Raw genomic sequence first — 11,864 nt, 5'->3', positions numbered from 1 at the left:
AGCGAACGGTGAGATTTGACTTAATGTCGATGGGATCAAGTTACCGATTTTTCCCGGAGAAATACGGAGACCGGTAACTCGATACTTGCCTCACGCCCGCGCGTCCGACGGAGCGCGCTGTTTGAGCAGCCGGGCGCAGACGAGGCCCAGCACAACCATGATCGCGGCGCTTGCGAGCAGTGTCGGCACCTTGCCGCCATGCTCAAGCCCAAGACCATAGGCGATCGGGCCAACCGTCTGTCCCATGAAGAAGAAGAACGAGTGCAGCGACATCGCCGTCGCCCTCGCCCCGATCGACAGCTCGCTGGCGAACACCTGCAAGCAGCCATGGATCATGTAGAAGCCCCAGCCCATCGCTAGCATGCTGACGAATTGCAGCTTCCAGCCCGGACCGAATGCGAGCGCACCGAGCTGCAATGCCACGAGGCAGCCGCCGGCGATCATCATGCCCTTGACGCCGAGCCGCGGCAGCATGCGCGAGACGGTGAAGGTGTAGAGCAACCCGCCGACCGCAAAACCGGCAATCACGATGCCCGCTATCGACAATGATTTCTCGCCGAGATCGAACAGGAACGCGGCGATGAAGGGAAACAAGCCGAACACGCAGCAGCCTTCGACGAACACGGCCGAATAGCAGTAGCGCGTGTTGGGATTGGCGAAGATGGTGCGGTAGCCCTGCCTCAGGGTTTTCAGGTCGGTCTTGGGCGGCGCTGTCAGCGCGGCACCGCGAAAGCCCGCCGCGACCGCGACAGCCGCAATCAGGCCGAGCGCGCCGAGGATGACGAGCACGCCACGCCAGCCGATGAGATCGCCAATGATTCCGCTGGCGGATGAGCCCAGCAGATTGCCGGTCATCGAGCCCGCCATCGTGCGCCCGATCGCGATCTGCCGCTTGGCGGGGGCGACGAGATCGGCGGTCAGGCCGAGTGCAACGGGAAACACACCGCCCGCGGCGATGCCGGCCAGGATGCGGCTCGCGAACAGACCCGAGAATGACGTGGCAAGCGCGCCCAGGATGCAGGCGACGCCGAGCAGCGCCAGGCAGAATGTCATCAACCGCGCCTTGCCGAACAAATCGGCCGCCGCTCCGATCGCGGGCTGAACCAGCGCGTAGATCAAGGCGAAGCCGGCCGCAATGCTCGCGGCCGTCGTGATGCTGATCGAAAAATCCTCCGCCACATGCGGCAGGACCGGATCGAGCGCCCGTGTCGACAACGCCGCCGAGAAGCCGGCGAGCGCGATGATATTGATCGCGGGCGGAAACTTCTGCTCGGAGGACGGCCTGATCACAGGCTGCTGCATCAGCGCGTGGTGCTTTTGGCCAGCGCGTCGAACGCCATCAGGTTGCGGATCAGTCCTTCGAACTCGCGCAGCGGCACCATGTTGGGGCCGTCCGACGGCGCGCGATCGGGATCCGGATGGGTCTCGATGAAGACGCCGGCGACGCCGACCGCGACGGCCGCGCGCGCCAGCACCGGCACGAATTCACGCTCGCCGCCCGAAGACGCTCCCTTCCCGCCCGGCTGCTGCACCGAATGGGTGGCATCGAAGATCACGGGCGCGCCCGTGGTGCGCGCCAGGATCGGCAGCGCGCGCATGTCGGAGACCAGCGTGTTGTAGCCGAAGGATACGCCGCGCTCGGTGACGAGCACGTTGGGATTGTTCGCGCTGGTGATCTTGGCCACGACATTCGCCATGTCCCAGGGCGCGAGGAACTGCCCCTTCTTGACGTTGACGACCTTGCCGGTCGCGGCGGCCGCGAGCAGCAGGTCGGTCTGCCGGCACAGGAAGGCCGGGATCTGCAGCACGTCCACCGCCTGGGCCACCTCGGCGCACTGCGCAGCATCGTGCACGTCGGTCAGCACCGGCAGGCCGAGCGAGGAACGGATCTCGGCGAAGATCGGCAGCGACTGCGCAAGGCCGAGGCCGCGCGCAGCGGATGCGCTGGTGCGATTGGCCTTGTCGAACGAGGTCTTGTAGACGAGCCCGACCTTCAGCCGCGCGGCGATCTCCTTCAGCGCGGAGGCCACCTCCAGCGCGTGCTGGCGGCTTTCGAGCTGGCAGGGTCCCGCGATGATCGAGATCGGCAGATCATTGCCGAACTTGACCGTTCCAATGGTGACGACCGGCGCCGCCGATGCTGGAGAGCTCAAGGCAATTCCCTCGTTTCGCCGCGACCATAGCTGCGATGAGGGGCGGATCAACCCCATTCGGCCCGGACCGTCAGAATATCAGGGTTGCGCCGGGGGCCCCCGGCGCGCCCTGGGCCGATAGTGCTACTTGACCGACGAGAAGGCGGTCGGCGTCAGGATCTGGCTGACGATGTTGCCGACGATCTGGCCGTCCGCTTCACTCTCGGCGCGTGCCTTCATCCAGTCGGGGTCAGTCATGAACTTGCCCCACTTCGCCTCGCGGTCGGCGAGCGAGTCCCAGGCGAGGAAATAGGTCAGCTCCTGGTTGGATTCACCGATCAGCGTGGTGAAGAAGCCGGCCTGCTTGATGCCGTGCTTTTCCCACAGCTTCAGCGTCACTGTCTCGAACCGCTTCAACAGCGCCGGCAAACGGCCGGGCACGCAGCGGTAGATGCGCATTTCATAGATCATTCTTGCTTCCTCCCGATCAAGTTCAGCGGTTATAGCGACCGGCGATGGCGGTGTCTTGAGCGCTACCCGAGCGCCCCTGTGGCGTTTCGCGCATGGCTAGGCGGGCTTCAGACTGATCCTGGCGGCCAGTTCTGTTCATTCCCGCAATGCTGCCGCAATGATCGGGCCGCTAGAATTGCTCGTTTGCGATTGAGGTGCAGGGACTATGCGGATTCTGCTTGTCGAGGACGAGGCCGAGATGGCCTGTGCGCTGGCGTCTGCGCTGAAGCGCTACGACATGGTGGTGGATCACGCTCCCACGCTTGCGGAAGCAGAAGAGGCCATTTCCGCCGATGTCCATGCCGCCGTCCTGCTCGACCGCCAGCTCCCCGACGGAGACGGGCTCGCCCTGATCCCAAAGCTTCGCGCGCGTGCCGGCGGCGTGCCGATCATCGTCCTGACCGCACGTGGTGAACTCGCCGACCGCGTCGCCGGGCTCGACAGCGGCGCCGACGACTATCTGGCAAAGCCCTTCGCGGTCGAGGAATTGCTCGCACGGCTGCGCGCCGTGCTGCGGCGGCCTGTCGGCCTTTCTCCCGACATCATTCGTGCCGGCCGCCTCGCCTTCGAACTCGGCCATCGCGAAGCCAGCATCGACGGTCAGCCATTCGAGCTGCCGCGCCGGGAACTGCTGGTGCTCGAGGCCTTGATCCGCCGCCTGGGCCGAACCGTGCTGCGCTCGGCACTGGAGGAGGCCGTCTACAATTTCGACGACGAAGTCCAGTCGAACGCGCTGGACACGCACATCTCGCGGTTGCGCCGCAAGCTCGCCGAGGCGGATGCCGGCGTCGAGATCCACAGCATTCGCGGCGTCGGCTATCTCCTGAAGAAGCTGCCATGAGCAAACACGACGATGCCTATTGCCTGCGCTCGCGGCTAAGCTGGCGCCTGCTCTCGCTCCAGGCCGCGCTGCTGGTCGCGCTCGTCGCCGTCGTCGTCGGAGCATTGTGCGCGTCGGGCTTCGTGCTCGCCGAGCGTGACGAGGATCGCGTAATCGAATTGGTTCAGCGCGCGCTCGCGCGGGACACGCAAGGGAGCCTGATCCTGCGGCCGACGCCAGACCTGAAACAATTGCGTAGCGAAACTCCCGACCTCTGGTTCCTGGTCCGCGACCGCCATGGACATTCGCTTGCCGAAGGTGCCGTGCCCGCCGAATTCGCAGCGATCGGCGGCGGCCTCGACCAGATCAGCCAGGCGCGGCTCGGCTGGCAGCTTTTCGAGGACGATCCGCGCAAGCCGGCGGCGCGGCTGAAGCGCGTCGACACCGACGCCGGCAACGTGCAGATCATCACGGCGACGCAAGGACGGCTGACCGGCGCCAAGGCGCTGGTCATGACCTCGCTCGCGTTTCTCGGCATCGCCCTGCCCGGCTTGCTCCTGATGGGAACGGCAACCTTCATCGCGACACCGATGATCGTGCAGCGCGCATTCAGAGGGCTCGATACCACGGCGGACCAGGCACGGCGGATCGACATCCATCAGCGCGGCGCCAGGCTGTCGGTGGACCGGATTCCGCTGGAGGTCGTGCCGCTCGTGACTGCAGTCAACGACGCACTTGCGCGGCTGGACCAGGGCTATGCCCGCCACAAGCGTTTCGTCGCCGATGCCGCGCATGAGTTACGCACGCCGATCGCGATTTTGAACACGCGGCTGGAGTCGCTTGCCCCCGGGCCGGACAAGACCCGCTTGCTGGAGGATGCCGCGCGACTGGCCACGCTCGCCGAGCAATTGCTGGACATCCAGCGGCTCGACCGCTGCGGCCATCCGTTCGCGCGCGTCGACCTCGTTCAGATCGCGCAAGGCGTGGCTGCCGACCTCGCGCCGCTCGCGATTGCCGCAGGCTACGAGCTGGCGCTCGATGCACCGGCCACGCCGGTCGAGACGACCGGCGATGCAGCCGCACTGGAGCGCGCGCTGACCAACCTCGTGCAGAATGCGATTCAGCACGGCCCTCGCCGCGGCACGATCGGGATTTGTGTGGCTGGACCCGCAAGCATCGAAGTCACGGACGAAGGCGCCGGCATTCCGGCCGATCAGCGCGAGCAGATCTTCGAGCCGTTCTACCGATTGGCACCGCTCGATCGCGGCGCCGGCCTCGGCCTCAACATGGTGCGCGAGATCGTGCTGCTGCATGGTGGCTACGTCTCGGTTGCGGACGGTCCGGGCGGCGGCACGCGCTTCAGGATCTCTCTGCCGCCAATCCGGCACAGTTGATTCAATTCCACCTCGGCATGCCAAGCGCAATGCTGTCGCAATGCACTCCGGCGACTCTGCGACCGCCTCACCTCTGATCCGCGAGGCTTAACTAAGATGCCGGAGTGCACATGCCCAACGATTTCCTTTCCTTCTTCCTGTCCTGGATGTCGGCCCCGCGCCGGGTCGGCGCGATCGCTCCGTCGGGCGCGGCGCTGGCCGATCTCATCACCCGCGAGATCTCCGCGTCGACCGGCCCAATTCTCGAGCTCGGCCCCGGCACCGGCGCCTTTACCTACAAGCTCCTCAAGCGCGGCATCCGCCAGCAGGACCTCACGCTGATCGAATACGGCTCCGACTTCATGAAAATCCTGCAGATGCGCTTTCCCAATGCGCGCGTCTTGTGGATGGATGCGGGGCGGTTGACTACGGAGCGCCTCTACGACGGCGCGCCCGTTGGCGCCGTCGTCAGCGGCCTGCCGCTGTTGAACATGTCGACGCGCAAGGTCGTCTCAATCATCGGTGGCGCGTTCAGCTATGTCCGCCCCGGCGGCGCCTTCTATCAGTTCACCTACGGCATGAGCTGCCCTGTCCCGCGGCCCGTGCTCGACCGGCTGGGCCTGCGCGCAACGCTCGTGGACCGCGCTATTCTCAATGTGCCGCCAGCCGCCGTCTACAAGCTGACGCGACGACCACAGATGAAGCTCGCCACGAGATCGCCGGCGCCCGATGTCTCAACGCCGGTCGAGCCAGAGTCGATGCTTTCGCAGGTCTAGCCAGAACAGCGCACTGGGGCCCTACACCAGCCGGCTCTGCACCATTGCCGCCTGGATGAACGAGGCGAACAGCGGGTGCGGCTCGAAGGGGCGCGACTTCAGCTCGGGGTGGAACTGGACGCCGATGAACCAGGGGTGATCCTCGTACTCGACGATTTCAGGCAGCACGCCATCGGGCGACAGGCCGGAGAATTTCAGCCCGTGCTGCTCGAGGCGGTCCTTGTAGGCGGTATTGACCTCGTAGCGGTGGCGGTGACGCTCGGAGATCTCGGTCGCGCCGCCATAGACCTGCGAGACGCGGCTGCCGCGGCTCAGCGCCGCGGGATACGCACCGAGGCGCATCGTGCCGCCGAGATCGCCAGCCTGCGAGCGCTTCTCGAGCTCGTTGCCGCGGAGCCATTCCGTCATCAGGCCGACCAGGGGCTCCTTGGTCGGGCCGAATTCGGTGGAGTTGGCCGCCTCGATGCCGACGAGATTTCGTGCGGCCTCGATCACCGCCATCTGCATGCCGAAGCAGATGCCGAAATACGGCACGTCGCGCTCGCGGGCGAATTGCGCCGCGCGGATCTTGCCTTCCGCGCCGCGCTGGCCGAAGCCGCCGGGCACCAGGATGCCGTTGACGTGCTCAAGGAACGGCGCGGGATCTTCCTTCTCGAAGATCTCGCTCTCGATCCAGTCGAGATTGACCTTCACCTTGTTGGCGATGCCACCGTGCGAGAGCGCCTCGATCAGCGACTTGTACGCATCCTTCATGCCGGTGTACTTGCCGACGATGGCGATGGTGACGTCGCCCTCGGGATTGCGAATGCGCTCGTTGATCTGCTGCCAGCTCTTGAGCACCGGCGGGATTCGCGCTTCGATGCCGAAGGCCGCGAGCACTTCGTCATCGAGGCCGGCCACGTGATAGGCCTCAGGCACCGCGTAGATGCTGTCGGCATCGCGCGCCTCGATCACGGCGCTCTCGCGCACGTTGCAGAACAGCCCCAGCTTGCGCCGCTCTTCCTTTGGAATCTCGCGATCGGTGCGGCAAAGCAGGATGTCCGGCTGGATGCCGATCGAGCGCAGTTCCTTCACCGAGTGCTGCGTCGGCTTCGTTTTCAGCTCGCCTGCGCTCGGAATGTACGGCAGCAGCGTGAGGTGGATGTAGATCGCGTGATCGCGCGGCAGCTCGTTCTTGAGCTGGCGGATCGCCTCGAAGAACGGCAGGCCCTCGATATCGCCGACGGTGCCGCCGATCTCGACCAGCACGAAGTCGTAATCGTCATTGCCGGAGAGGACGAATTCCTTGATGGCATTCGTGACGTGCGGAACCACCTGAATGGTCGCGCCGAGATAATCGCCGCGGCGCTCCTTGGAGATGATGTCCTGGTAGATGCGCCCCGTGGTGATGTTGTCCTGCTTGGTCGCAGGCCGGCCGGTGAAACGCTCGTAGTGACCGAGATCGAGATCGGTCTCCGCGCCGTCATCGGTCACGAACACTTCGCCGTGCTGATACGGCGACATCGTTCCGGGATCGAGGTTGAGATAGGGGTCGAGCTTGCGGAGGCGGACCTTGTAGCCCCGGGCCTGCAGCAGGGCACCGAGTGCCGCTGAAGCCAAACCCTTGCCGAGCGAAGAAACCACGCCGCCGGTGATGAATATGTACCGCGCCATGGGACTTAACCTCTAATCCCTCGAATTCGATTCGCCAAAGCGATTCGTATTCCGCCCCAAAGATTCTGCGGGCCTGTGGGTGATCCAGAACTAAGAGTGGTGACAGTGCCTTGATGGGGATTGCTGATGCAGGACGGTAGCAGCCGCCCTGCATGGCCCCCCTGCTTTATTGCGAACGGGGCACCTGCGGGCCGCTCGGTGCCGGGGCCTGCTGCTGCTCGTCCGCCTTCTTCAGCGAATCCAGGATGCCGCCAGACGTCGGCGGCACGATCGGCCCGCCGCCGGCCGGCTGGGTCTGTGACGCAGGCGTGCCGATGATCGACGTCGGCGCGCGGCTGTAGCCGGCGTGCCACGACAGGAACAGGCTGGTGAGAAAGAATCCCGCCGCGAGAATCGCGGTGGTCCGCGTCAACAGGTTTGCGGTGCCGCGGCTCGACATGAAGCCCGCGCCACCGCCCATGCCGAGGCCGCCGCCTTCCGACTTCTGGAGCAGGACGGCGCCGATCATGACGGCGACGATCATGAGGTGGATGACGATGACAACAGTCTGCATAGTGCCCTTCCGTCACAAGCGGGCGGCGCCTGAACGGCGGCCGATCGCGCTTCGCGGGTTTTCCTGAAGTTGCGCGGTGTTACACGATCGGAAACGGCATTGCCACCCCCGATCGACCGGGACTAACGGTTTGAATTAGCTAGGGGCAGCCCTTCGCAATCGCAAGGAAATCGGCTGCCTTCAGGCTGGCGCCACCGATCAGGGCGCCGTTGACATTCTTGACCGCCATCAGCTCGGCCGCGTTGGAGGGCTTGACCGAGCCGCCATAGAGGATCCGCATCCTGGCGCCGTCGGCCTTGAACCGGGAAGTCAGGAACTCCCGGATAAAGCCATGAATCTGCTCGACATCCTGGGCCGTGGGGGTCAGACCCGTACCGATCGCCCAGACCGGCTCGTAGGCCACGACCAGATTGGCGGCGGTCGAGCCGTCCGGCAGCGAGCCGTCGAGCTGGCCACGCAGGATGTCCAGGGTCTGGCCGGCATTGCGCTGGCCCTGCGTCTCGCCGATGCAGACGATCGCGGTGACCCCCGCGCGCCAGGCGGCCTCGGCCTTCTGCCTGACCAGCGCATCGCCCTCGCCATGGTCGGCGCGGCGCTCGGAATGGCCGACGATGATGGCGGTCGCGCCGGCATCCGCCAGCATCTCGGCGGCGATATCGCCGGTATGGGCGCCGGAGGCCTTGGGATGGCAATCCTGCGCGCCGACCGCGACCTTCTGGCCGCGTGCCTTGTCGGCGAAGGCCGCGACCAGCGTCGCCGGCGGGCAGACCAGGAGATCGGCCTTCACGGCCACCTCTGCCGCACCGTTGAGCATGGCGTCGAATTCGGCAGCCGAGCCCTTCAGGCCGTTCATTTTCCAGTTGCCGGCAATCAGCGGTCGGATGGCGTCGGTCATGTCAATTTCCAGCGAAATGAGGTTTGTTCATGCGCTAGCAGAGCTGCCGCGCCAGTTCCAGAGACCAGAGGCCTTTAACCGCAGCTTGAAGCCGCCACATGACCTGAGGTTGCGGGGGGAAAGCCGCCACTTTATGATGATTGATCAATTTGGTGACGCGCTTTTGCGGAATCTGCATTAAGACGCGCTCCCGTTCCCCTTCCTGCCAAACAAGTTGGACCAAATGCTTCGAGGAATGCGCAAGGCCTCATCAAACTGGGTCGGCAAGACCATCATGGCCATCGTGATGGGCGTGTTGATCATCAGTTTCGGCGTCTGGGGAATCGCCGACATCTTCAAGGGCTTTGGGCAGTCCACGGTGGCCAAGGTGGGCGGCACCGAGATTTCGCTGAACGAGTTCCGCCAGATCTACACCGACCGCCTGCAACAGATCGGCCGCCAGGTCGGCCGTCCGCTGACGCCCGACCAGGCCCGTGCCTTCGGCCTCGACCGTCAGGTGCTGCAGCAGACCATCGCCGAAGCCGCGCTCGATGAAGAAGCGCGCCGGCTCGGGCTCGGCCAGTCCGACGAACAGATCCGCCAGTTCATCATGAACGACCCCAACTTCAAGGGTGTCAGCGGCAACTTCGATGCGAACCGATTCCAGGCGGTGATCCGCAATTTCGGCTACACCGAGCAGCGCTACGTTTCCGAGCAGCGGAAGGTGTCGCTGCGCCGCCAGATCACCGGCACCATCGGCGCCGGCCTGGAGCCGCCGAAGGCCATGCTGGACGTGCTGACGCGCTTCCAGAACGAGCAGCGCGCGATCGAATTCGTCAAGCTCGACGCCGCGCAGGCCGGCGCCATCGACGCGCCTTCGCCCGAGGCGCTCGCCGCTTATTTCGAGGATCACAAGGTCCAGTTCCGCGCGCCCGAATACCGCAAGATCTCCTTCGTCGTGGTCTCGCCGGAAGAGATCGGCAAATGGAGCGAAGTCTCCGACGATGACGCCAAGAAGGTGTTCGAGCAGCGCAAGGACCGGCTCGGCACGCCGGAGAAGCGCCAGATCCAGCAACTCGTCTTCCCAACTCTCGCCGAAGCGCAGACCGCGCGCGAGCGTCTTGCAGGCGGGACATCGTTTGAGGACCTCGGCAAGGAGCGTGGGCTCAGCGCCTCCGATGTCGACCTTGGGCTCGTGACCAAATCGTCGCTGGACTCCACGGTCGGGAGCGCGGCTTTCGCGCTGCCTGCAGGTGAGATCAGCCAGCCGATCCAGGGCCCCCTCGGCATCTCGATCGTGAAGGTCGACAAGATCGAGCCTGGCAAGGAGGCGGATTACGGCAGCCTTGCCGGCGACATCAAGCGCGAGATCGCCACCGAGCGGGCGCGCGCCAAGGTCGCCGATCTCCGTGACAAGATGGAAGACGAGCGCGGCGGCGGCTCCAGCGTGATCGACGCGGCCCAGAAGCTCGGCCTCACCGCCGTGACCATCGATGCCGTCGATCGCTCCGGCCGCGCCCCGAACGGCCAGCCGGTCGCCGGCATCCCGCAGGGCCTCGATGTGGTGTCGCAGGCCTTCAACACCGATGTCGGCGTCGACAACGACTCGATCTCGTTCAAGGGCGGCTACGTCTGGTACGACGTGCTCGCCATCACGCCCTCGCGCGATCGCAACCTCGACGAGGTCCGCGACCAGGTCGAGGCGCGCTGGCGCCAAGATCAGATCGCCGCCAAGCTGAAGGCCAAGGCGACCGAGATGGTGCAGAAGCTCGAACAGGGCGGCAAGCTCGCCGACGAAGCCGCCGCGGTCGGCGCCAAGGTCGAGACCGCCAGCGGCATCAAGCGTGACGACTCGCCCGCCGGCGTGCCCGCGACCGTCGTGACGGCCGCGTTCCGCACCGCCAAGGACGGCGTTGGACAGACCGCGGCGGGCAGCGGCGAAGTCGTCGTCTTCCGCGTCACCGACATCGTCGATCCCTCCGTCGATGCCGCATCCGACGCGGTGAAGAAGCTGAAGGACAGTCTCGACCGCGCGCTCACCGACGAGCAGGTCGCTTCCTATGTCAACAAGCTTCAAACCGACATCGGGACCACCATTAATCAGGCCGCCTTCGCGCAGGTGACCGGCGCGAACCAGTGAGTTGAAAGCACGCGATGGACGACCTGAAATCGATCATTGGAAAAGTGGCGACCGGCGCCAGCCTGTCGCGTGACGAAGCGGTCTCCGCCTTCGACGCCATGATGTCCGGCGAGGCCACTCCCTCGCAGATGGGCGGCCTCCTGATGGCGCTGCGGGTGCGCGGCGAGACCGTGGAGGAGATCACCGGCGCGGTCGCGGCGATGCGCTCCAAGATGCTGACGGTGACGGCGCCGCCCGATGCCGTCGACATCGTCGGCACCGGCGGCGACGGCTCCGGCTCGGTCAACGTCTCGACCTGCGCCTCCTTCATCGTCTCGGGCGCCGGCGTGCCGGTGGCCAAGCACGGCAATCGCGCGCTGTCGTCGCGCTCGGGCGCCGCCGACGTGCTGGCCTCGCTCGGGGTCAAGATCGACCTCAGGCCCGATCAGGTCGGCCGCTGCGTGCGTGAATGCGGCATCGGCTTCATGTTCGCCCCTGCCCACCATCCCGCCATGAAGAACGTCGGCCCGACCCGGGTCGAGCTCGCGACGCGCACCATCTTCAATCTGCTCGGCCCCCTGTCGAACCCTGCCGGCGTGAAGCGGCAGATGGTCGGCGTGTTCTCGCGGCAATGGGTTCAGCCGCTGGCGCAGGTGCTCAAGAACCTCGGCTCGGAATCCGCCTGGGTGGTGCACGGCTCCGACGGGCTCGACGAGATCACCCTCACCGGCCCGACCTTCGTCTCCGCGCTCCACAATGGCGAGATCCGGAGTTTCGAGGTGACACCCGAGGAAGCCGGGCTGTCGCGCTGCGAGCCCGGCGCGCTGAAAGGCGGCGATGCCGACGCCAACGCGATCGCGCTGCAGAGCGTGCTCGACGGCAAGCCGAGCCCCTACCGCGATGTGGCGCTGATCAACGCAGCCGCCGCACTGATCGTGGCGGGACGCGCCAGGGACCTCAAGGAAGGCGTCGCCATTGGCACGAAGTCACTCGACAGCGGCGCGGCGAGCGCGCGGCTGAAACATCTGATCGCGGTCTCGAACGGCTGAGCCTG

General features: G+C 65.7%; 11 protein-coding genes. 5 read left to right on the top strand and 6 right to left on the bottom strand.

Annotated features, from left to right (window positions below; genetic code table 11):
* Positions 1–90: 90 nt before the first annotated feature.
* From FNV92_RS16895 to FNV92_RS16885, 3 genes are all read right to left on the bottom strand, one after another.
* Positions 91–1,302 (bottom strand): MFS transporter, encoded by a 1,212-nt coding sequence (locus tag FNV92_RS16895; protein ID WP_143845610.1) that lies wholly within the window; start codon positions 1,300–1,302, stop codon positions 91–93.
* Positions 1,302–2,153 carry a 3-deoxy-8-phosphooctulonate synthase gene (kdsA, locus tag FNV92_RS16890; RefSeq protein ID WP_143845611.1) on the bottom strand — a complete coding sequence of 284 codons (852 nt, stop codon included), beginning with the start codon at positions 2,151–2,153 and terminating at the stop codon, positions 1,302–1,304. Before kdsA ends, FNV92_RS16895 begins: the two co-directional genes overlap by 1 nt.
* Before the next feature lie 123 nt (positions 2,154–2,276).
* Positions 2,277–2,603 carry an NIPSNAP family protein gene (locus tag FNV92_RS16885; RefSeq protein WP_014494991.1) on the bottom strand — a complete coding sequence of 109 codons (327 nt, stop codon included), beginning with the start codon at positions 2,601–2,603 and terminating at the stop codon, positions 2,277–2,279.
* Positions 2,604–2,808: 205 nt separating this feature from the next.
* Here FNV92_RS16885 and FNV92_RS16880 point away from each other — a divergent pair, with 205 nt between their 5' ends.
* From FNV92_RS16880 to FNV92_RS16870, 3 genes are all read left to right on the top strand, one after another.
* Positions 2,809–3,483 carry a response regulator gene (locus tag FNV92_RS16880; RefSeq protein WP_143845612.1) on the top strand — a complete coding sequence of 225 codons (675 nt, stop codon included), beginning with the start codon at positions 2,809–2,811 and terminating at the stop codon, positions 3,481–3,483.
* Positions 3,480–4,856 carry a sensor histidine kinase gene (locus tag FNV92_RS16875; protein ID WP_143845613.1) on the top strand — a complete coding sequence of 459 codons (1,377 nt, stop codon included), beginning with the start codon at positions 3,480–3,482 and terminating at the stop codon, positions 4,854–4,856. Before FNV92_RS16880 ends, FNV92_RS16875 begins: the two co-directional genes overlap by 4 nt.
* 110 nt (positions 4,857–4,966) lie before the next feature.
* On the top strand, positions 4,967–5,611 hold the full coding sequence (locus tag FNV92_RS16870) for a class I SAM-dependent methyltransferase (RefSeq protein ID WP_168213683.1): 645 nt from the start codon (positions 4,967–4,969) through the stop codon (positions 5,609–5,611).
* Between the two features lie 21 nt (positions 5,612–5,632).
* Here the strand turns inward: FNV92_RS16870 and FNV92_RS16865 are convergent, their stop codons facing one another.
* The 3 genes from FNV92_RS16865 to tpiA all read right to left on the bottom strand — a co-directional run bounded on the left by FNV92_RS16865 (position 5,633) and on the right by tpiA (position 8,712).
* Complete coding sequence (locus FNV92_RS16865; RefSeq protein ID WP_143845615.1) at positions 5,633–7,264, bottom strand: CTP synthase; 1,632 nt, start codon at positions 7,262–7,264, stop codon at positions 5,633–5,635.
* Between the two features lie 166 nt (positions 7,265–7,430).
* Positions 7,431–7,817, bottom strand: a complete 387-nt coding sequence (secG, locus tag FNV92_RS16860; RefSeq protein WP_143845616.1) for a preprotein translocase subunit SecG — start codon at positions 7,815–7,817, stop codon at positions 7,431–7,433.
* Between the two features lie 139 nt (positions 7,818–7,956).
* Positions 7,957–8,712, bottom strand: coding sequence for a triose-phosphate isomerase (gene tpiA, locus FNV92_RS16855; RefSeq protein ID WP_143845617.1), 756 nt, complete (start codon positions 8,710–8,712; stop codon positions 7,957–7,959).
* A gap of 223 nt (positions 8,713–8,935) precedes the next feature.
* On the opposite strand from tpiA, the gene FNV92_RS16850 reads away from it, so the two are divergent.
* On the top strand, positions 8,936–10,831 hold the full coding sequence (locus tag FNV92_RS16850; protein WP_143845618.1) for a SurA N-terminal domain-containing protein: 1,896 nt from the start codon (positions 8,936–8,938) through the stop codon (positions 10,829–10,831).
* Between the two features lie 14 nt (positions 10,832–10,845).
* Entirely contained in the window at positions 10,846–11,859 is a 1,014-nt protein-coding gene (gene trpD / locus FNV92_RS16845) for an anthranilate phosphoribosyltransferase (RefSeq protein ID WP_143845619.1), read from the top strand.
* The last annotated feature ends 5 nt before the right edge of the window (positions 11,860–11,864 follow it).

Origin of the sequence: Bradyrhizobium cosmicum (assembly GCF_007290395.2) — a bacterium.
GTDB classification, from domain to species: Bacteria; Pseudomonadota; Alphaproteobacteria; order Rhizobiales; family Xanthobacteraceae; genus Bradyrhizobium; species Bradyrhizobium cosmicum.
Note: the sequence above shows the minus strand (reverse complement) of the source record. Positions and strands in the feature narration are given on the sequence as shown.

Coding starts and splice junctions, on each gene's coding strand:
- FNV92_RS16895 (WP_143845610.1), bottom strand. CDS start 1,302: ATGCAGCAGCCTGTGATCAGGCCGTCCTCCGAGCAGAAGTTTCCGCCC.
- FNV92_RS16885 (WP_014494991.1), bottom strand. CDS start 2,603: ATGATCTATGAAATGCGCATCTACCGCTGCGTGCCCGGCCGTTTGCCG.
- FNV92_RS16880 (WP_143845612.1), top strand. CDS start 2,809: ATGCGGATTCTGCTTGTCGAGGACGAGGCCGAGATGGCCTGTGCGCTG.
- FNV92_RS16875 (WP_143845613.1), top strand. CDS start 3,480: ATGAGCAAACACGACGATGCCTATTGCCTGCGCTCGCGGCTAAGCTGG.
- FNV92_RS16870 (WP_168213683.1), top strand. CDS start 4,967: ATGCCCAACGATTTCCTTTCCTTCTTCCTGTCCTGGATGTCGGCCCCG.
- FNV92_RS16865 (WP_143845615.1), bottom strand. CDS start 7,264: ATGGCGCGGTACATATTCATCACCGGCGGCGTGGTTTCTTCGCTCGGC.
- secG (WP_143845616.1), bottom strand. CDS start 7,817: ATGCAGACTGTTGTCATCGTCATCCACCTCATGATCGTCGCCGTCATG.
- tpiA (WP_143845617.1), bottom strand. CDS start 8,712: ATGACCGACGCCATCCGACCGCTGATTGCCGGCAACTGGAAAATGAAC.
- FNV92_RS16850 (WP_143845618.1), top strand. CDS start 8,936: ATGCTTCGAGGAATGCGCAAGGCCTCATCAAACTGGGTCGGCAAGACC.
- trpD (WP_143845619.1), top strand. CDS start 10,846: ATGGACGACCTGAAATCGATCATTGGAAAAGTGGCGACCGGCGCCAGC.